Raw genomic sequence first — 19,300 nt, forward strand, 5'->3', positions numbered from 1 at the left:
AGGGTGTAGCGATATGAAACTCAGAATTGCTATCAACGGCTATGGCCGCATCGGCCGCAACGTAACGCGTGCGATTTACGAGTCCGGCTATAACGATCGTATCCAACTGGTCGCGATCAACGATCTCGCACCAGTGGAAGCGAACGCTCACCTGACCCGGTTCGATACCGTTCACGGTCGTTTCAATACCGAAGTTGCGGTAGAGGGGGAAAACCTGGTCATTGGTGGCGACACCGTCAAGGTATGCCAGGAGCGCAATCCCGCCGCTCTGCCCTGGGGCGAGCTGGAAGTGGATCTGGTGCTGGAGTGTACCGGCCTGTTCACGGGTAAAGAAGCGGCCTCCCAGCACATGCAGGCTGGTGCGAAAGCGGTACTGATCTCCGCACCCTCCGGTGACGCGGATCTGACCGTGGTTTACGGCGTAAACGATGACAGGCTGACTGCAGAGCACAAGGTGGTTTCCAACGCTTCCTGCACGACCAACTGTCTTGCCCCTGTAGCCAAGGTCCTGAACGAGGCGATTGGCATCGAGCGCGGCTTTATGACTACCGTGCACGCGTACACCAACGACCAGAATACCCAGGATGCAGTGCACAAAGATATCTATCGTGCACGCGCCGCTGCCGACAACATGATCCCAACCAAAACCGGCGCCGCTGCCGCTGTTGGCCTGGTGCTGCCAGAGCTGAAGGGCAAGCTGGACGGCATGGCGGTACGTGTACCGGTAAACAACGTGTCTCTGGTGGACTGTCAGTTTATTGCCAGCCGCGAAACGACCGTCGAAGAAATCAACGCGATCATGAGCGACGCAGCCGGCACCATCAAAGGTGGCGTTCTGTCTTTCTGCGAGCAGCCATTGGTTTCTGTGGACTTTAATCACACTTCGGCGTCCAGCCACTTTGATGCCAACCACACCCGGGTGAACGGCAACCTGGTAAAAGTGATGGCCTGGTACGACAACGAGTGGGGCTTCTCCCACCGTATGCTCGACACCAGTCTCGCCATGGCCAAAGCTCTGGGCCTGTAAAGGCGACCGTAACAACAGTCTGATAGCGGTGCACGCTATCGCACCGGAGCGGGTGCAACATCCGCTCCGGTTTTGCATTTGCAGTCAGCGCCGACTGCCATAAAAACAACATCCGTCTCACATCCAACCGATAAACGAATACCGCCAATATGATTCGCCATACCAAAATTGTTGCCACGCTCGGCCCGGGCACAGACAAGCCGCGTGTAATTGACGAGATTATCCGTGCCGGCGTCAACGTCGTACGCCTGAACTTTTCCCACGGCAGTGCCGACGACCACCGCAAGCGGGTCGAGGAAGTACGCCGCGCAGCCGCCGAGCAAAACAAGCTGGTGGCCGTGCTCGGCGATCTGCAGGGGCCGAAGATTCGCATAGCCCGTTTTGCCGAAGGCAGCATCTTTCTTGAGAACAACGCCGAGTTCACCCTCGACGCCGACTGCCCGAAAGAGGGCGGTAACCAGCAGCGCGTGGGTGTGGATTACCCGTCGCTGATCGCCGATTGCAAACCCGGCAATATCCTGCTGCTGGACGATGGCAAGATCCGTCTTGAAGTGACCGGTGGTACGAACAGCAAGCTGTTCTGCCGCGTAATGCAGGGTGGCAAGCTGTCCAACAACAAGGGTATCAACCTGTTGGGCGGCGGTCTGTCAGCGCCCGCGTTGACGGAGAAAGACTACGGGGACATCAAGCTTGCGGCAGAGCTGGATGTAGACTTTCTGGCTGTCAGTTTCCCGCGTAGCGGTGAAGACCTGAATATTGCCCGCAATGCCATGCGTGAAGCGGGCAGTAATGCCGCCATCGTCGCCAAAGTGGAGCGCGCGGAAGCCGTGGGCAATGACGAGCAGATGGACGACATCATTCTGGCTTCCGATGTGATCATGGTCGCCCGCGGTGACCTGGGTGTGGAAATCGGTGATGCGGCACTGGTTGGTGTTCAGAAGAAGCTGATCAATCGTGCCAACGCGCTGAATCGTGGTGTGATTACCGCGACCCAGATGATGGAGTCGATGATCACCAACCCGACTCCGACCCGCGCCGAAGTAATGGATGTGGCCAACGCGGTACTGGATGGCACGGATGCGGTGATGTTGTCCGCGGAAACCGCCGCTGGCGATTTTCCGGTAGCCGCGGTGGAATCCATGGCAGAAGTGGTGGTGGGCGCCGAGCAGTACCTGGGCACTACCACGCGTCCGGCTGCAGACCGGTCGGCATCGGAATCCATCGACACCGTTATCGCGCAGGCAGCGATCGAGTCCGCTGCGCGTGTTGAAAACCTGTGCGCGGTAGCGGCACTCACGGAGTCTGGCCGCACTCCGCGTATCATGTCCCGCGCCACATCCCGGCTGCCCATTTATGCGCTCACACGCCATTCCCGCGTTGCGCGGCAGCTGGTACTGCTGCGCGGTGTGGAGCCCATCGAGTTCGACCCCGCCTCCGTGCCCCTGGGCCACCTGACCGATGCCATCATCGAAGTGCTGGGCTCGCGCGTTACCTTTGAGAAGGGCCAGCGTATCCTGATCACCCAGGGTGAGCGCCTGAACATGGGCGGCGGCACCAGCTCCATGCGCATCAAGGAAATCGAATAAGCGATCGACGCTTTCGAGCCCTGGCGGCAACCACGTCAACTTCATGACTGGCGTGGTTGCCGGCGCGCATCTCCGAACACCCGGGCGGAGCAGATCAGTCAATCGGATTGTGCAATTTTTGTCCTGCTCTGCGTCCAATCCTTGCACTGAAACTACCTCTACTGTCACTAATGGCAGGTCCGGCTCGCGCAAAGCGACAAATTTCCCGGATATTTTCTCCCTTCGCCTGTAGCTTTTTTATTTCATTCTGTGTATTGTCGATCTTGAGAATGACAGCGCTATCATAAAAACTAATGACAGCGCTATCATTTGGCGGTACAAGGTGAATAAAAAAGTTTCTAACCAAACCTTTATATCTATAAAAAAGGAAGGGGAAATCGATGCTTAAGCGCAACAAACTCGCTCTCTCGATCAGTGCAGCTGTACTCGGTGGTAGCCTCGTGGCTCCGCTGGCAGTTGCTCAACAAGACACAGCTCTGGAAGAGATTACCGTTACGGGTATTCGTGGGGCTCTGCAAGACGCCGTAAATATCAAGCGTGATGCGACCGACCTGGTTGACGCCGTATCCGCAGAAGACGTGGGCAAGTTCCCCGATTCTGACGTGGGTGAAGCTCTGGGCCGTATTCCGGGCATCACCGTTGGCCGCGCATTCGGTCAGGGTGCCTCCGTCTCTATTCGCGGTGCTGCACCGTCCATGACTCTGACCCAGCTGAATGGTCAGAACGTTGCATCCACTGGCTGGTTCGACCAAATTCCGGTTGATCGCAGCTTCAACTACTCCCTGCTGCCCGCCGAACTGATCGGTGGCATCGAAGTTTACAAATCTTCCCGTGCCGACCTGAACGAAGGCGGTATCGGCGGTACCGTCATCGTCAACACCCGCAAGCCGCTGGACCTCGACGCGAACACCGCGTGGATTGGCACCACTGCGCGCGTTGGCACGATCAGTGATGAAATTGCCCCGGAAGTTTCTGGCTTGTACAGCTGGAAGAACGATGAGGAGACTTTTGGTGTTCTCGTTGCTGCCGCCAAAGAAGACCGCGAATACGTGCGTCGCGGTACCGAGTCGGACTACCGTTGGTGGGGCGATGTTGCGCCGACCACTTTCATTCAGGATCAAGAGCGCACTGCTCTGGATGTAACCCTGCAGTACGCGCCGACTGAAGAGCTGTCTTTCACCCTGCACGCCATGTCCCTGGACATGCAGGCCGATAACTCCAACACCAGTCTGTACCTGTTCACCCTGAATGGTGACAACGTTACGTGCAACACTACCAATGCTGCTGGCCTGTGTACTTCCAGCACGACCACCAACTCTCAGTTCGGTGATCTGGAAATTGGCTGGGCGGGCGGTGCGCTCGGTAACGAAACTTTTATTCAGACTTGGGGCCGCAAGTCCTCAATGAGCTCTGATACCTTCGATTTCGGTACCGAGTACGAAGGTGAGGGTTTCCGTGTCAGCGGTAATATCGGTTCTACCAAAGCGGAAGGTGGTACGGACTTCACCACTAACTTCCAGCATTTCCCGAGCCTGGGCGATACCATGTCTCTGTGGGAAGGTTCTATTGATGCGACCGGTAACGAGATCATCATTAATCCGACCATGGACCCGAGCCTGACTCTGGACGACTACGCCGCGACTACTTCTCCGCAGGGTTGGGCTGTAGGTAGTGGCCCCGCGCAAGACGAAGAATCCTATGCCCAGGTTGATGTCGAGTTCGACCTGAATGTAGGTATCCTGACTTCCTTCAAAACTGGCGCTCGCTGGACTGACCACGACGTAAACCGTCGTTCCTTCACTGGTCAGATCACCCCGCAGCAGGTGTCTACCTCTGACGTGTACAGCGGAATTTACGAAGTTGGTCAGAACGGTTTCACCGCACCGAAACCCGATCTGGACGCAATGGTTTCCGTTACTCGCAACAGCCTCGATCAGTGGGTTGAAGAGCGCGCTGGTTACTCCGACCTGAACGAAGAGAACACCGCCCTCTACGGTATGTTCACTTTCGAATCCGGTGCCCTGACTGGTAACTTCGGTCTGCGTTACATCTCTACCGACGTGACCCGCACCCAGTACGACCTGGATGGCACTGAGCCGATGGATGGCGAAATCGCAGCGAATGTTGGTTACAGCTACTCCTTGTCCAACTACGGTGCGGACTACAGCGATGTACTGCCCAGCGCTACCGTTCGCTACGAACTGTCTGACGATGTGGTTCTGCGCGCTTCTGCCTCTCAGGCTATTAGCCGTCCGAACTACGATGACATGCTCGTCGCCTACAACGGCTTTGCCGACGACAATGAGTTGAACCAGCAGCTGCGTATCGGTAGCGAAGGTCTTCTGCCGATGAAGGCGACCAGTGCAGACATCGCCATCGAGTACTACTACGGTGATGGCAACCTGGTATCTGCGACTTACTTCGTTAAGTCTATCGACGACTTCGTAACTTCTGACATCATGACCGATCAGCAGATTGGCCTTGAGGATCCGGCGGCTGGTGACGTATGGGCTGTTGAAACCCTGAAGAACTCCGGCGGTGCAGACATCCAGGGTCTGGAGCTGCAAATTCAGCACGCGTTTGATAACGGCTTCGGTGTTGCAGCCAACTACACCTACACCGATGCGGAAGCCCCGAGTGAAGCCTTCATGGATCAGCTGCCGCTGTTCACCGAGTCTTCCGAGCACGCCTACAACCTGGTGGGCTACTGGGAAAATGACACCTTCTCGGCTCGTGCGGCTTACAACTTCCGTTCTGAGTACCTGATTCGTGACGGTGGTTTCTGGTACGGTAACCGCATGCACGATGACTTCGGGTCGCTGGATCTGAGCTTCTACTGGTATGCTACCGAAAACCTGGATGTAACCTTCGAAGCGATCAACGTGCTTGAAGAAGATGACATTCAGTTCGGTGCTGCCGATGCAGCAAGCTCTGCCACTGGCATGAAAGGCTCCCTCCAGGAAGGTTTCCCGGCGTGGTCCTTCCAGGGCGAAGCCGTGTACCAGCTGGGCGCAAGCTACAAGTTCTAAGAACTGAGCGAAAAAAAAGCCCAGCTATTAGCTGGGCTTTTTTTTGCCTTGAGGTAAGTGATATGAAAATAAGAAAAATTGCGATTGTTGGTGGTGGCACGGCTGGTTGGATAGCTGCCAATCACCTGGGGGTCGAGCTATCCAGAGATCCGGATATTCAAATTACACTTATCGAGTCCAAGGATGTGCCGGTCATCGGCGTAGGGGAGGGGACGGTTCCGCGGATTAAGGAAACCCTGCACAAGTTTGGTATTTCTGAAATCGACCTGCTGGCCACTTGTGACGCGACGCTGAAAACAGGGATCAAGTTTTCAAACTGGATGGCACCTGAAAAAGGCGAGGCCGAGCATTTCTATTATCACCCGTTTAGTTCTCCCTATCCCAAGGGATATGACGTTACCGATTACTGGCTGACGATTAAGCGCGATGTCCCATTTTCCCATCTTTCAGATGTGTTTCTGGTTGCGGAAGGGGATAAATGCCCAAAACGCAAGTCTTCACCCCCTTACCTGGGTGCGGTTGACTACGCCTATCATTTTAATGCTGCAAAATTTTCTGAGTTGCTCGCATCTAATGCTAAGCGGCGCTTCGATGTCCAGCATAAATTCGAGACGGTATGTGATGTCCGCCTGGATGATAGAGGAAGCATAGAGAAGCTTGTTTACGCATCTGGCAGCGAAGAGGCTTTTGACTTTTATATTGATTGCAGTGGATTCAATGCTGCGTTACTGGGCAAAGCGCTGGATACCCCGTTCGAGGATAAATCTTCGCAAATTTTGACGGATACCGCGCTGGTTCTGCAGGAAGAAACTGCTCCGGACAGTCCGATTCAACCGTATACCACTGCTCGTGCACACAAAGCGGGCTGGATTTGGGATATTCCGTTGACTACGCGGCGGGGGTTGGGCTGCGTATATTCCAGCGCACATATGAGTGATAGCGAGGCTGCTGAAGAGTTCTCCAGTTACCTGGGGCGCTCGGTAGATTCGGAATCAGTGCGAAAAATTCCGATGAAGATTGGTTACCGGCAGCAATTCTGGAAGAAGAATTGTGTGGCTTTGGGATTGGCGCAGGGCTTTGTTGAGCCATTGGAAGCGACGTCAATTCTGGTGACGGATTTTTCCGCCAGCTTGTTAGCAAAGAGCTTCCCGAAAACGGTGGAAGACATTCCGTTGCTCACGGGCTATTACAACAAGGCCGTTCGATATACCTGGGAAAGGGTGATCGACTTTGTTCAGTTGCATTATTGTATTTCCGATCGGCAGGACTCTGACTTCTGGCTCGATTGCACGCGCGGAGCGCAGAAGTCAGATGTGCTGGAGGAGCGACTGCAGCGTTGGAAGGTCGTGACCCCAAAGTCTTCAGACTTCTTCAGTACTTTCGACATTTTCGGGGTCGAGAATCACCTGTACGTCCTATATGGAATGGACTTCGATACTCGGCCAACACCGATTGCCGAGAAAGAGGGTGAAAGGGCGCATGATATTATCCGCGAATTGCGTGAACATTCGGCGAAGGTGGCCGGTGAGTTGATGCCGCATCGCACCTGGTTGAGTGAGCTACAACGGCATCTCGCGCAAATGGCCGCGCGTTAAGTTTTTTGAGGTGGGTAGTATGCAGGTACTGAGAGTTGGTGAGGAGAGGAATAAAGTCATAATCCTTGATGACTTTCTGGAGAATCCTCAAGAGCTTGTGAAGTTCGCCAAAGGCGCACATTTTACCCCTTACCCCATCGCAGCGGAGCGCAAGGGGTACCCAGGGGTTCGGGCTGCTGCGCCTGCCAGCTATGGCGAGTTGGTGCGCGAGCGTGTTGATTCAATCATCCGCGCTGAGTTCGATGTGCCTTCTACAGCCAGGCTGAACACCTTCCAAGAGGCCCTGAATCTGATTTCCGTGCAGGAAGAGGATCTCGGGCCATTGCAGAGGATCCCGCACTTTGATGCGAGTGACCCAAACTTCTTCGCGGTTTTGTTGTATCTATGCGATGACCAGCACGGTGGAACGGGGTTCTATCGCCACAACAGCACGGGTTTCGAGAGGGTGACTCCTGAGCGGTGTGATGCCTACCTGGACAGGTGCTATGAAGAGCTGAATAGTCAGCGCTGGCCGAAAAGGTACTGTCTCGATGAGCACAAGTTGTTCATGCGGATTGGTTTTGTTCCTGCAAAATTTAACCGGCTCGTCATATATCGTGGTGGTACTTTGCACAGTGCAAACATTCTCGGAGATCACAGTATTAGTGATTGCCCGGAAACTGGCCGGCTGACCGCGAACGTGTTTATTGGGTATCGCTGATCGCCTGGGGGGAAGGGGCTGGTATCCGTCTAGATAGTGGTGTAACTTTTTGCTTCCCTTTTCAAGTATAAAAAATATACTAAGCGGGTTTTTTAGAATAACTTCAAATTTCAATAAGGTGTTGTATGGCCACTGTAGAAGCCCCAAAAATCGTTCCTCTGCGCAGCGACGTCCACGGTAAGCTGAAAGTCCGTGAGTTGGGGACCTTTGAGCACGTTAAGAACGCACACATGGTGCCGGTCACTGCTCACGAATTCTCTCGTCTGGGTGCCGAGTACCCGATCGTGTTCGTCAAGAACTCCGAAACCGACCAGTTCCAGTCTGTTGCTCTTTTGAGCCTGAAAGTAGGCGAAAACCTGTTTGTCGATGGCGAAAAGTGGAAAGGTGTTTTCGTTCCTGGCGCCGTGCGCAATCATCCGTTCGTTCTGGCCCCGGCTGGCGAGAACAAAGAGCAGCTGCTGGTGGGTCTGGTCGAGAACAGCCCGGTTGTTGGTGAAGAGGAGGGCAATGCCCTGTTCGAAGAGTCTGGTGAAGAGTCTGAGTACCTGAAGGCCAAGAAAGAGTCTCTGGTTGGGTACCTGGAGAGCGACCAGATGACCAAGGCATTCATCACCATCCTGGCCGAGAAAGATCTGCTGACCACTCAGAATGTAGCCGTCAACGCGGGTGGCGAGAAGATCAATCTGACCGGTATCTACATGGTCGATGAGAAGAAGCTGGGTGAAATGAGCGAAGAAGACTTCGCGGACTTCCGCAAGCGTGGCTTCCTGCCGCCGCTGTTCGCGCAGCTGGGCTCCATGCACCAGTTCTCCCGTCTGGCGCGGATGCAGGCCGAAGCCTGATATTTACCCGGGGAGCATCCGCTTCCCGGCTTTCCCGGTCTCGCTCTGAGCTGAGGCCGGGAATTTACCCCTCTGGCTATTCCCACCATGTTTTTTTCCCGCTATGCCGCCTGGCTGATCTTCCTCGGAGCTTTTTACGGGCTCTGGGCGTTGTTTGTATTCGGTCAAAACCTGTGGGGGGCGGTTACTGAGCACTGGCCGATGGCGTTGTCCATGGCTATTGGCAGCTACGCTGCGGGCTCTACCCCCATGGGTGGCGGTACCGTGGGCTTTCCGGTGCTGGTGCTGCTATTCGATATGCCTGCCAGCCTGGGGCGGGACTTCAGCTTTGCGGTGCAGTCCATTGGTATGGTCAGCGCCAGCATTTTCATTTTTTGCCGGCGCCAGCTGCTGGCTTGGTCCATGTTGCGCGGTGCCCTGCTGGGGAGTCTGCTGACAACGCCTCTCGGCATCCTCTTTTTTGCACCGCTGGTGCCCGAGTTGTGGGTGAAGCTGGGATTTGCAGTGATCTGGGGCAGCTTCGGGCTGTTGCACCTTTATCGCCTCAATGAGATTACCGGACACGATCACGCCGGTGACCCGCGCTGTCCGAAGGACTTCGGCGTTGGCCTTGTGTTGGGGGCGGTGTCCGGCTTTGTCGCGGTGTCAGTGACCGGGGTGGGTATCGACATGGTGGTCTATGCGGCGCTGGTGCTGTTGAGCAGGGTGGACCTCAAGGTGGCCATTCCGACGTCCGTGGTCATCATGGCGTTCTCTTCTGTGGTCGGGGTGGTGGTCAAAAGCCTGTCCGGCGACTGGCAGCCTGGCGTGCTCGGGAACTGGCTGGCTGCCGCACCGGTGGTGGCCTTGGGAGCGCCACTGGGCGTGTTTGTGGTTGGCCTGATCGGGCGCAAGCCGACGCTGCTGGTGGTGGCGCTACTGTGCATCGTGCAGTTTGTGTGGACCTGTATGTCGGAAAGGGCGACCCTGGGGACTGCGGGTACGGCCGTTGCGCTGCTGTCGGTGCTGGTGTGTCTTGGGGGGTTCGAGGCGCTGCGATCGCTGGGGCTCCGCAGGGAGCGCCGTCGCAAGGGCCTGGCGGCAGCAGCGGGGGCGACCTTCCGTCGGGGCCCGTTGGCTTCCGGAACCTGATCTGGCGGCTATTGCTGGCGTCGATCACGGGCAATTGCAGTGCGCAATAAAAAAGGCGATCTCTTGCGAGATCGCCTTTTTTATATATGGCTGGGGTGGAAGGATTCGAACCTTCGCATGACGGGATCAAAACCCGCTGCCTTACCGCTTGGCTACACCCCAGTATTGGGTTCGTGAAGCTGGATTCACGAGAAGAAAATGGTAGCAAGGGGGAGACTTGAACTCCCGACCTCAGCATTATGAGTGCTGCGCTCTAACCAGCTGAGCTACCTTGCCACTGAAAGTCTCGGCTAACCGAGGGCGCGCATTATCGGGCTACCTTGTGGGCGTGTCAACACTTTTTTAGTAACTTAATCAGTAGCTTAGCGCTTAATACACTTTTTGTCCGGCGATCAGCGCCCGCGGCCAATGGCGGCGAGCAGGGAGCCCAGCACGACGGTAAACGCGCCAACCCAGCTGATCCAGTTCATCGGTTCCACTTCGATATAGGCCGGCCAGAGGGCGCCGATGATGGCGCTCAGCGCCAGCGTCATCAGTGGAACCAGGGCCAGGGTGGCGCTCACACGGGACGCCTCCCATGCGGCCATGGCCTTGGCGAAGGCGCTATAGGCAATCAGGGTGTTGGCTGTCAGAAACAGCAGCAGGCCCCAGCCGAGTGCATCCAGCTGCAGGGCGCTGGTTGGGTTGGATACCGGCAGGAAGCACAGGCTGCCGGCGACATAAATCAGCATCAGCAGGTTCTGTGGGCGTGACTGGGCGAGGATCTTCTTCTGGAACAGGCCGTAAACCGCCCACGTGGCCGCGGCGATCACCACCAGGCCGACGCCGATCAGGTACTGGCGATCTTCCCCTTCGAGCAGCTCCTGGATTCGCAGGTTGAAAAACAGCGGGAGGCCCATGCACACCAGCGCCACACCCATCCACTGGCGGGCGGAAAACCGTTCGCCCAGCCAGATGACACTGAATATCAGCAGAAGCAGCGGCGCCAGCTGGATCAGGACCTGCAATGCGCCGGGAGTGATGTAGTTGAGGCCGGTGGCGTAGGCGATGTAGTTACCGAGCAGGCCGCCTACTGCCAGCAGTGTATAAGGCAGTAGTTTGCCGCGAAATAGCGCACCGAGCTGGAGGTCTCTGCGCCAGCCGTACCAGGCGCCGGCGAACAGGGCTGCGCCAAAAAAGCGGAACCAGGTGACGGTGGTGGAGTCCATGTCGGTAATCAGGCCCTTCATGGCAATGGGCAGCAGTGCCCACAGGAAGGCGGTGATCAGAGCCAGCGGCAGGCCGACTCTCCAGTTGGATTGGTGCATGGCAACCTTTGATGTTGGTGCAGTGGGCGCAGCGCGTGGCGGGCTCCGCGGTAAGCGGGTTGCGCGCCCCGGTGCTCTTGTGGAGCACCGGGTGGTCCGGGTTCGGCAGGAGGGTAGGCGGTCAGACGTTGAAGCGGAAGTGGATTACATCGCCATCCATCACAACGTAGTCCTTGCCTTCAAGGCGCCACTTGCCGGCTTCTTTGGCTCCCGCCTCGCCGTTATTGGCAATAAAGTCGTTGTAGCCGACCACCTCTGCGCGGATAAAGCCTTTCTCAAAATCCGTGTGGATTTTACCGGCCGCCTGCGGCGCGGTGGCCCCCAGGGGAATGGTCCAGGCGCGTACTTCTTTGACGCCGGCGGTGAAGTAGGTGTGCAGGCCCAGCAGCTGGTAACCCGCGCGGATTACGCGGTTCAGGCCCGGCTCTTCCATGCCCAGCTCTTCCAGGAATTCAGATTTTTCGTCGTCATCGAGTTCGGCGATTTCGGATTCCAGCTTGTTGCAGATCGGAACCAGAACGGCGTTCTCCTCTGCGGCGATGGCGGCGACGGCATCCAGGTGCGGGTTGTTCTCAAAACCGTCTTCGTCCACGTTGGCGATATACATGGTGGGCTTGATGGTCAGGAGGCTCAGCTCGCGCAGGCCTGCCAGCTCGTCTTCGCTCAGGGAGAAGGAGCGCAGCGGCTTGGCTTCGTCCAGGTGCGGCTGGACCTTCTCCAGCAGTGCCTTCATCTTGATGGCGTGTTTGTCCTGGCCCTTGGCGGCACGGGTATACCGCTGCAGTGCTTTCTCTACGGTATCCAGGTCGGCCAGCGCCAGTTCGGTGTTGATCACTTCGATATCCGCCACCGGATTGATCTGGTTGGCTACGTGAATCACGTTGTCGTTTTCGAAGCAGCGCACCACATGGGCGATGGCGTCGGTCTCGCGGATATTCGCGAGGAACTTGTTGCCCAGGCCTTCACCCTTGGAGGCACCGGCCACCAGGCCGGCGATGTCGGTGAACTCCATGGTGGTTGGAATTACTTTCTGCGGCTTGACGATCTCGGTGAGCCTGTCGAGGCGCGGGTCCGGCACCGGTACCACGCCGGCGTTCGGCTCGATGGTGCAGAAGGGGAAATTCTCCGCGTCGATGCCCGCTTTGGTCAGGGCATTGAACAGGGTGGATTTGCCCACGTTGGGCAGGCCGACGATGCCGCAAGTAAAACCCATGGTGTGAATCCTGTAGTGCGTTGGGGCAAGGCGCCGGGGTAAGGCGGCCGTTGCCTACTTAGATTTGGTGTGCAGCGTTTTCATGGCGCCGTTCCAGTCGCCGCTGGCGGCAGCGGGGAGCGCATCCACAGCGCGGTCAATGGCCTCTGCCAGTTGATCCTGCTCGACCCGCGGAGCGCGCTGCAGAACATAATTGACGACATCGCGGGCGTTGCCCGGATGGCCTACGCCGAGGCGCAGACGCATGAAATCGCGATTGTTTCCCAGTGCCGCGATGATATCGCGCAGGCCGTTATGGCCCCCGTGGCCGCCGCCGCCTTTCAGGCGTGCAGTACCGCAGGGCAGGTCCAGCTCATCGTGAGCGACCAGAATGGCCTCGACGGGAATCTTGAAGAAGTTCGCCAGCGGGCCCACTGCCTGGCCGCTGCGATTCATATAGGTGGTGGGAATCAGCAGGCGGATATCCTGCCCGCCGATCCGCACGCGGCCGCTGAGGCCGTGATATTTGCTGTCTGGCGCGAGCTGGGCGCCGTGGATGCGGGCCAGCTCGGAGACAAAGTCAGCCCCGGCATTATGTCGCGTCCGGTCGTATTCGGGGCCTGGGTTACCCAGGCCCACGATCAACTGGATGGGCGTGTCCGGAGCCTTGCTCAAGGTGCATTTACCTTTATCAGGAGACCTGAACGAGTGCCGGCTTATTCTTCGCCGGACTCTTCGCCTTCGCCTTCTTCGGCCTCGGCTTCAACGGCACCGCGCGGCTTGTGCACGGAGGCAACAACCAGGTTGTGGTCTTCGCCGTGCGCCAGATCTACAGACTCAACGCCTTCCGGCAATTTGATGTCGGAGATGTGAACGGTCGCGTCCAGTTCCAGGTCCGCCAGGTCTACTTCGATGTACTCGGGCAGCTTGGAGGCCGGTGCGTGGATGTCCAGCTCGGTCAGGGTGTGAGACACGATACCGCCGGCTTTAACGCCTTTGCAGGACTCTTCGTTCAGGAAGTGCAGGGGTACTTTAACGTGTACTTTGGTGTTGGCAGATACGCGCTGGAAGTCAGCGTGCAGCAGGATCGCCTTGGCCGGGTGGCGCTGCAGGTCGCGCAGAATCACGGTTTCTTCCTTGCCGTCGACGTTCAGGGTCAGGACGGAGGAGTACACGGCTTCGCTTTCCAGGGCCTTGAACATATCTTTCTGCAGCAGGGCGATGGATTGCGGCTCAACTTCGCCACCGTAGATGATGGCCGGAACTTTCGCTTCCAGGCGACGCAGGCGGCGGCTCGCACCTTTCCCTTCGTCGCTACGGACGCTGGCATTCAGTTTGAAATCAGACATGGGGTAAACCTCAGGTTGTCTGTCCAGAAGGACCTGCGACCGGAACCTTCTGGCATTGCTATAAAAGGGGCAGAATCTATTGAAACGCCCAATAGTAAACGCCCGGCGGTGCCGGGCGGGCGCGTATTCTAAGGGGTTGCGGTGGGGATTGCCAGCAGATATTACGAGCGGAACATCGCAGAGAGTGACTCTTCGTTGCTGATGCGACGCATGGATTCGGCCAGCATGGCGGAAAGGGTCAGCTGGCGGATTTTGGGGGCCTGCTGCATCTTGTCGCCCAGCGGAATGGAGTCAGTGACTACCAGTTCATCCATCACGGAGTTATTCAGGTTGTCGATCGCCTTGCCCGAGAGTACCGGGTGGGTACAGTAGGCCACCACTTTCTTGGCGCCATGTTCTTTCAGTGCGCTGGCTGCGTTGCACAGGGTGCCCGCGGTATCCACCATGTCATCCACCAGCAGGCAGGTGCGGCCGTTTACTTCACCGATGATGTTCATAACTTCGGCCACATTGGCTGCCGGGCGACGCTTGTCGATGATGGCCAGGTCGCAGCCGAGGCTCTTGGCGACGGCGCGGGCACGGACCACGCCGCCAATATCCGGGGAAACCACTACCAGGTCTTCGTATTTCTGGCGCTCGATATCGTCGAGCAGTACGGAGGAGCCGTACACGTTGTCCACCGGTACATCGAAGAAGCCCTGGATCTGCTCTGCGTGCAGGTCTACGGTCAGTACCCGGTCGATCCCCACGCTCACCATCATGTCCGCCACAACTTTGGCGGAAATCGGTACCCGCTGGGAGCGTACGCGGCGATCCTGGCGGGCGTAGCCGAAGTAGGGGACTACGGCGGTGATACGGCCCGCGGAGGCACGGCGCAGGGCGTCCACCAGCAGAATCAGTTCCATGATGTTGCGGTTGGTGGGCTGGCAGGTGGATTGCACCACGAACACGTCGCGACCGCGCACATTGTCGGTGATCTCAACTGCAATTTCCCCATCGGAGAAGCGTTTGACCACCGCTTCGCCCAGCGGTATCGCCATATGGTCAACAATCTTTTGTGCCAGTTCCGGGTTTGCGTTGCCGGTGAAGACCATTAAGTCAGCCACTGCGAGTACCTTTTTCGTTGGGAGTAGAAGATAGTAGTGAAAATCAGGTGGTTTTTGGAGCGAGAACAGCTTGCAGGGTAGTGTGATGCCGTTTCATTGGGCGACCATTCATTGGTGCAAGAATCGAGTGATGGCGAGGCTGCCAAATTGTTCCGGCAGGGCCGGAGGCTCCACATGCGACCCGCTTGAAGAGCGGCCACAATAAATAAGGAATTGGCTGGGGTGGAAGGATTAGCTTCGCCTGCGGCTCGCTGGTCTCCGCTGGCTGTGCCAGCTTCGGCTCGAACCTGTCAGAGTGCGTCGCTTTCGCCAAGCTCACTGTCAGCCTGAAAATATGGCTGGGGTGGAAGGATTCGAACCTTCGCATGACGGGATCAAAACCCGCTGCCTTACCGCTTGGCTACACCCCAGCAATGTTGCAGCTAGTCAATTTAGACCGTTGCTGCAAATTTCGCGAGTTGCCTGTGAGTGGGTGATTTATCTACCCCCTGGGCAATAAAAGCACTCCACCCTTCAGGTCGCTCGGCGAACACCTGCTGTGCTGCCGATTCAGACTCAAAGCCGGCAAAAACACATGCGCCGGTTCCGGTCAGTTGCGCCTGCCCGTGTCGCGAAAGCCATTCTCTGGCTTCGCCAACCTCGGGGTAGAGGCTCTCAACCAGCGGCTGGAAATCGTTACCGGCGTATTCGTTTAGCCAGTGTGTGTTCAGCCGCCTGTCGCGAAGGGCCGCTAATGTAATTGCGGCGGAATCTCTTGTCAAACGCGGATCGGAAAAAAGCGCGGCGGTGCTTACGTGGCAGGCGGGCGTGAGCACGAGGTACCAGCGCGGTTCAATGGAAACGGCGGTCAGTTGTTCACCAATGCCCTCGGCAAACGCCGAGTGGCCGCGCACGAATACTGGCACATCTGCACCCAGCTGCCTCGCCAGTTCCGCCAGGTCGTCGAGGCTGAGTCTGCACTGCCAAAGGTGGTTCAGCCCCAGAAGGGCTGTCGCCGCATCACTGCTGCCGCCACCAATACCGCCTCCTGCGGGGAGTTTTTTATCCACCGCAATCGTTGCGCCGAGCTGGGGTTTTCCGCAGGCCTGCCGAAGAAGTTGTGCGGCGCGATAAACCAGGTTCTGCTCGGGCGGGAGATCAACGCCGGGGCAGTGCAGTTGAATACTGGCGTCTGAATTTTCCTGAAAACTCAGCGCATCCCCAAAATCCAACAGCTGAAATACCGTCTGCAACTCGTGATAGCCGTCATCGCGGCGGCCCAGAATACGAAGCATCAGGTTCAGTTTGGCGGGGGCTGTAAGGGTCAGGGGAGCGGGGTTCATCGGCGTAGGGAGATTAAAATGCTGGCGGCCAGTGTAACAGCCGCCAGCATTTTTGGGAGTGCGGGTTTATTGGGAAGCCCTTTTTACCTGGGGCTCCATTCCTTGATCACCACGGTGACGCTCACGGGACCTGCGGCGTTATTGGTGGCGGCCTTGATACGGGTGGGAAGCTGGTAAGGACCTACCGTCTGGTAGCCGCCGAAATTCAGCTGCCAGCCGGACTGTTGCAGGCTTTGCAGCTGCCCCTTGGCATTTTTCTGCTGTCCGCCCACGGCACCCGGTGCAGCCAGGCCGCGGACCCAGTAGAACATTTCTGAGACTGGCAGCGGCCAGCCCATCACCTGCTCTGTCAGTTGTGCGGGGTTCGAGGCAAATACGGCGGGATCACTGCCGCGCTGCAGGCTCACCCCGCCTGGAGATCCGCTGATTACGGTCGCGCCGGCGCCGAGAGGGCCGCTCAGGTGAATCCGGTAGTTACCACTGGCCTGTTGCCAGGTCAGGTTGGCACTGCCATTTTCTTTTGGTGAGCGCACGCCGAGCTTGCCGATGGCCTCCCACCGCTGCAGCGCGGCGGCGGACTGTGGCTGTGCAGTTGGCGCGGACGCCTGCTCGGGCTGTGGTTTCTGTGAGCTACAGGCCGCAACGGTCAGCAGTAGCAGCGCGGCAAGTATCTGTTGTGCGCGTATGGCCAGTGCGCTCGGCCCGGTTTTTGGCGCCTGGCCTGATATCAAATCGGAAGGTCGGGACAGAGAGAGAACTTCAGCTTTCCGTAACATGCTGTTCCAGTCGTTGTTGATCCTGCAGCCGCTGTATGGCCTCGGGGATAAGTTTACTTTCCGGGTTGGTCTCCAATCCCTGCTCCAGTACCTGCATGGCCTGCTGTCGTTCTCCCAGTGCCCACAGTGCTTCGCCGAGATGCGCGGCGATCTCATGGTCCTTGAGCAACTCATGCGCTTTTCGCAGGTATTTCACTGCTTCGCTGTGATTGCCCAGTCGGTGATGCGCCCAGCCCATGCTATCGATGATGGCGGGGTCGTCCGGGCTCAGTTCCAGTGCTTTGGAGATTAACACCAGTGCCTCGTTGAGGCGGTCGTCGTAGGAAAGCAGTTTGTAACCCAACGTGTTCAGCAGGTTCGCATTATCCGGGTCGCGGGACAACATCTTGCGTAAACCCAGTTCAAAATTTTCCACATCGCCCAGCTGTTCGCTGGTCATCGCATAGGCGTATATCAGGCGATTGCTGGCGTCATCCGCCTGCATCGCACCGGCTAACAGTGACTGGGCTTCTTTCAGATAGCCGTGCTTGGTAAGCAGCTCGGTCTGCAGCAAATAGAACTGCTCTTTTTGTTCCGGGTGCCGCTGGCGCAGTTCCTCAAACCATTGCTGTGTCTCAACCGTATTGCCGTTGGCGGCGAGCAGGCTGGTGCCTCGGGTAATCGCCTGCACATAGTCGCCGCCCGGGCGCACCATACGATATTGGGTCACCGCCTCTTCAACCTGGTCGGACTGTTCAGCGATACCGGCGAGATAGAAGTGCGCGGCGGATTCGTGTTCCCCGAGGGCCAGTAGCTTTTCCAGTAGTGGCTTGGCGTTGTCGAATTGCTTGGTTTCATACTGGATAAGCGCCAGCGAAAGGATGAGGTTGGCATCGTTGGGGCGCTGTTTTACCAGCTCAACAAACTGGCGCTGGGCGAGGTCCAGATCTTCGCGAATCAGCAAGCGCGCATATTGAAGGCGCAGGCGGCTCTCCTTCGGGTACAGGTTGACGAGATTTTCCAGTAGCCGGCGCGCCTCTTTGTTTCGTCCCATATCGATGAGGATGTGGGATTCCAGTAGCGGCGCATCGAGCAGTGCCGGGTCGCGCTCCTGCACCCGGCGTGTCAGGCTGAGGGCTTCCTGAGAGCGGTTGTTGGCTCGCAGTATCATCGCCAGTGCGAGGGATACTTCATTGTTGTCCGGGTGCTTCTGCGACAGGCGCTGAAATTCCGGCAACATCTTTGCCGCCAGCTCGTCATTATCGACCACGGTGGCCGCGACCGATTGCAGTGGTGCATCGCCGCCGAGGTCGAGCGCCAGTTCCGCATGACGCATCGCCGCGTCCAGCTCACCGGCCAGGGTGAGCTCCGCCGTTGCGGCCAGCTGTGCATCGGCATTATCCGGCTCCAGCTCCACCCAAAGTTGTGCCGAGCGCAGGGCGGCGCGACGCGCATTCAGGAACCGGGCGATACGGGTGGCGCGGGCGGCGATACCTGCGTCTTGGGTGCGTTCGGCCTGGAAGTAGTAGTTGGCGAGAGCCAGGTCGTACTGCTCGCGATTGCCCGCCACTTCCGCCACCAGCAGCGTGTAAAAGGTCTCGATGGGGAAGGGTTTGGCTTTGTTCTCCGGTGCTGCTGCGGCGCTGGTTCCGGAGCCTGCTTCTGGGGCCTCGGGATCGGCTTCGCTCACAGGCTCGGACGGGGTCTTGGGCGATGTCGCTGAATCCTGGACGTTTTCCTCCGCGACCAAGGCCGGGGCGCCGGCAGCCGGAGTGTGGCTCACCTGCTGCGGTTGCTGGGTGCATGCGCACAGGATGGCCATGGAAACTGCTGTGGCGAGCAGCTTCCCTTGCTGACGAGGGTTGTCTGCCTGATGGGACTGCCGCTCGATGGTATTGCGGTCGAGGCGGTGGGCGAACAGGGTGGCAAGCACCGGGGATGAGAAAAGCTGCATATCAACGTGTCCGTACGTTCGCGCCGAGCACTGGTCAGCGGCCTGTATTCGCGGCGCTGAATCCTGGCGCCGCTGTTACTGGGCATGGCTGTGTCCTGGCAGTAACAAGGGGCCTATCCGTGTGGTGAGGCGTATGTTGGCGTATTTTTCCGGGTTATCGCCGTATAATTCTAGTTCTGAATTCTGTGACCGTTGGCGGCCGGGAGGATTCAGCGGCAAAGTCAGCATCTATTTAAACCGTCGCGGAAACCGCCGATGAGGACTGAATTTGCGCCTCATGACCACGCACTGGAAGATTGTTGCGCTCAGCGGCTGCACGCAAGGCGTTGCGGTACGGGCGATTGCCCGGATAGCGTGATACCGCTTGCACGGCGTGCGGCTGCCCCGGACAATGTGCGGCCTTTT

At 57.8% G+C, this 19,300-nt stretch carries 15 protein-coding genes and 3 tRNA genes; 7 read left to right on the top strand and 11 right to left on the bottom strand.

The genetic code is table 11. From position 1 onward, the window contains the following. Window positions 1-13 precede the first annotated feature (13 nt). The 7 genes from gap to GTQ55_RS04945 all read left to right on the top strand — a co-directional run bounded on the left by gap (window position 14) and on the right by GTQ55_RS04945 (window position 9,910). The gene (gene gap / locus GTQ55_RS04915) at window positions 14-1,027 is read left to right on the top strand and encodes a type I glyceraldehyde-3-phosphate dehydrogenase (protein WP_161857734.1); all 1,014 of its coding nucleotides are present in this window, start codon (window positions 14-16) and stop codon (window positions 1,025-1,027) included. 149 nt (window positions 1,028-1,176) lie between these two features. Beyond that, window positions 1,177-2,613 carry a pyruvate kinase gene (gene pyk, locus GTQ55_RS04920; RefSeq protein WP_161857735.1) on the top strand — a complete coding sequence of 479 codons (1,437 nt, stop codon included), beginning with the start codon at window positions 1,177-1,179 and terminating at the stop codon, window positions 2,611-2,613. 380 nt (window positions 2,614-2,993) lie between these two features. Beyond that, window positions 2,994-5,642, top strand: coding sequence for a TonB-dependent receptor (locus tag GTQ55_RS04925; protein ID WP_161857736.1), 2,649 nt, complete (start codon window positions 2,994-2,996; stop codon window positions 5,640-5,642). 62 nt (window positions 5,643-5,704) lie between these two features. Further along, window positions 5,705-7,237, top strand: a complete 1,533-nt coding sequence (locus tag GTQ55_RS04930) for a tryptophan halogenase family protein (RefSeq protein WP_161857737.1) — start codon at window positions 5,705-5,707, stop codon at window positions 7,235-7,237. A 19-nt stretch (window positions 7,238-7,256) separates the two neighbouring features. Then, window positions 7,257-7,937: a DUF6445 family protein gene (locus GTQ55_RS04935; RefSeq protein WP_161857738.1), complete on the top strand. Its 681-nt coding sequence runs from the start codon at window positions 7,257-7,259 to the stop codon at window positions 7,935-7,937. A 125-nt stretch (window positions 7,938-8,062) separates the two neighbouring features. Continuing rightward, a complete protein-coding gene (locus tag GTQ55_RS04940) occupies window positions 8,063-8,779 on the top strand; it encodes a SapC family protein (RefSeq protein WP_161857739.1) in 717 nt (238 codons plus the stop codon). An 87-nt stretch (window positions 8,780-8,866) separates the two neighbouring features. Next, window positions 8,867-9,910: a sulfite exporter TauE/SafE family protein gene (locus GTQ55_RS04945; RefSeq protein WP_161857740.1), complete on the top strand. Its 1,044-nt coding sequence runs from the start codon at window positions 8,867-8,869 to the stop codon at window positions 9,908-9,910. 87 nt (window positions 9,911-9,997) lie between these two features. On the opposite strand, the gene GTQ55_RS04950 is transcribed toward GTQ55_RS04945, so the two are convergent. From GTQ55_RS04950 to GTQ55_RS05000, 11 genes are all read right to left on the bottom strand, one after another. Then, a tRNA-Gln gene (locus tag GTQ55_RS04950) sits at window positions 9,998-10,072 on the bottom strand. A gap of 37 nt (window positions 10,073-10,109) precedes the next feature. Beyond that, window positions 10,110-10,186: transfer RNA gene (locus GTQ55_RS04955), tRNA-Met, on the bottom strand. Between the two features lie 116 nt (window positions 10,187-10,302). Further along, window positions 10,303-11,217 carry a DMT family transporter gene (locus GTQ55_RS04960; protein ID WP_161857741.1) on the bottom strand — a complete coding sequence of 305 codons (915 nt, stop codon included), beginning with the start codon at window positions 11,215-11,217 and terminating at the stop codon, window positions 10,303-10,305. Window positions 11,218-11,338: 121 nt separating this feature from the next. Continuing rightward, on the bottom strand, window positions 11,339-12,430 hold the full coding sequence (ychF, locus tag GTQ55_RS04965) for a redox-regulated ATPase YchF (protein ID WP_161857742.1): 1,092 nt from the start codon (window positions 12,428-12,430) through the stop codon (window positions 11,339-11,341). Window positions 12,431-12,484: 54 nt separating this feature from the next. Then, a complete protein-coding gene (gene pth / locus GTQ55_RS04970) occupies window positions 12,485-13,084 on the bottom strand; it encodes an aminoacyl-tRNA hydrolase (protein ID WP_161857743.1) in 600 nt (199 codons plus the stop codon). 41 nt (window positions 13,085-13,125) lie between these two features. Beyond that, window positions 13,126-13,758, bottom strand: coding sequence for a 50S ribosomal protein L25/general stress protein Ctc (locus GTQ55_RS04975; RefSeq protein ID WP_161857744.1), 633 nt, complete (start codon window positions 13,756-13,758; stop codon window positions 13,126-13,128). A 161-nt stretch (window positions 13,759-13,919) separates the two neighbouring features. After that, window positions 13,920-14,852 (bottom strand): ribose-phosphate pyrophosphokinase, encoded by a 933-nt coding sequence (locus GTQ55_RS04980; RefSeq protein ID WP_161860014.1) that lies wholly within the window; start codon window positions 14,850-14,852, stop codon window positions 13,920-13,922. Between the two features lie 347 nt (window positions 14,853-15,199). Then, window positions 15,200-15,274: transfer RNA gene (locus GTQ55_RS04985), tRNA-Gln, on the bottom strand. Window positions 15,275-15,295: 21 nt separating this feature from the next. Next, a complete protein-coding gene (gene ispE / locus GTQ55_RS04990; RefSeq protein ID WP_161857745.1) occupies window positions 15,296-16,186 on the bottom strand; it encodes a 4-(cytidine 5'-diphospho)-2-C-methyl-D-erythritol kinase in 891 nt (296 codons plus the stop codon). 83 nt (window positions 16,187-16,269) lie between these two features. Next, window positions 16,270-16,962: a lipoprotein insertase outer membrane protein LolB gene (gene lolB / locus GTQ55_RS04995; protein WP_161857746.1), complete on the bottom strand. Its 693-nt coding sequence runs from the start codon at window positions 16,960-16,962 to the stop codon at window positions 16,270-16,272. Continuing rightward, the gene (locus GTQ55_RS05000; protein ID WP_161857747.1) at window positions 16,946-18,895 is read right to left on the bottom strand and encodes a tetratricopeptide repeat protein; all 1,950 of its coding nucleotides are present in this window, start codon (window positions 18,893-18,895) and stop codon (window positions 16,946-16,948) included. Before GTQ55_RS05000 ends, lolB begins: the two co-directional genes overlap by 17 nt. Between the last annotated feature and the right edge of the window lie 405 nt (window positions 18,896-19,300).

Source organism: Microbulbifer hydrolyticus (assembly GCF_009931115.1).
GTDB lineage: Bacteria > Pseudomonadota > Gammaproteobacteria > Pseudomonadales > Cellvibrionaceae > Microbulbifer > Microbulbifer hydrolyticus.

Bases quoted from the DNA above. Each gene is read 5' to 3' on its own strand.
- lolB (WP_161857746.1), bottom strand. From the start codon at position 16,962: ATGTTACGGAAAGCTGAAGTTCTCTCTCTGTCCCGACCTTCCGATTTG.
- GTQ55_RS05000 (WP_161857747.1), bottom strand. From the start codon at position 18,895: ATGCAGCTTTTCTCATCCCCGGTGCTTGCCACCCTGTTCGCCCACCGC.
- GTQ55_RS04935 (WP_161857738.1), top strand. From the start codon at position 7,257: ATGCAGGTACTGAGAGTTGGTGAGGAGAGGAATAAAGTCATAATCCTT.
- GTQ55_RS04930 (WP_161857737.1), top strand. From the start codon at position 5,705: ATGAAAATAAGAAAAATTGCGATTGTTGGTGGTGGCACGGCTGGTTGG.
- GTQ55_RS04925 (WP_161857736.1), top strand. From the start codon at position 2,994: ATGCTTAAGCGCAACAAACTCGCTCTCTCGATCAGTGCAGCTGTACTC.
- gap (WP_161857734.1), top strand. From the start codon at position 14: ATGAAACTCAGAATTGCTATCAACGGCTATGGCCGCATCGGCCGCAAC.
- GTQ55_RS04980 (WP_161860014.1), bottom strand. From the start codon at position 14,852: ATGGTCTTCACCGGCAACGCAAACCCGGAACTGGCACAAAAGATTGTT.
- GTQ55_RS04940 (WP_161857739.1), top strand. From the start codon at position 8,063: ATGGCCACTGTAGAAGCCCCAAAAATCGTTCCTCTGCGCAGCGACGTC.
- GTQ55_RS04945 (WP_161857740.1), top strand. From the start codon at position 8,867: ATGTTTTTTTCCCGCTATGCCGCCTGGCTGATCTTCCTCGGAGCTTTT.
- GTQ55_RS04960 (WP_161857741.1), bottom strand. From the start codon at position 11,217: ATGCACCAATCCAACTGGAGAGTCGGCCTGCCGCTGGCTCTGATCACC.
- GTQ55_RS04975 (WP_161857744.1), bottom strand. From the start codon at position 13,758: ATGTCTGATTTCAAACTGAATGCCAGCGTCCGTAGCGACGAAGGGAAA.
- ispE (WP_161857745.1), bottom strand. From the start codon at position 16,186: ATGAACCCCGCTCCCCTGACCCTTACAGCCCCCGCCAAACTGAACCTG.
- pyk (WP_161857735.1), top strand. From the start codon at position 1,177: ATGATTCGCCATACCAAAATTGTTGCCACGCTCGGCCCGGGCACAGAC.
- ychF (WP_161857742.1), bottom strand. From the start codon at position 12,430: ATGGGTTTTACTTGCGGCATCGTCGGCCTGCCCAACGTGGGCAAATCC.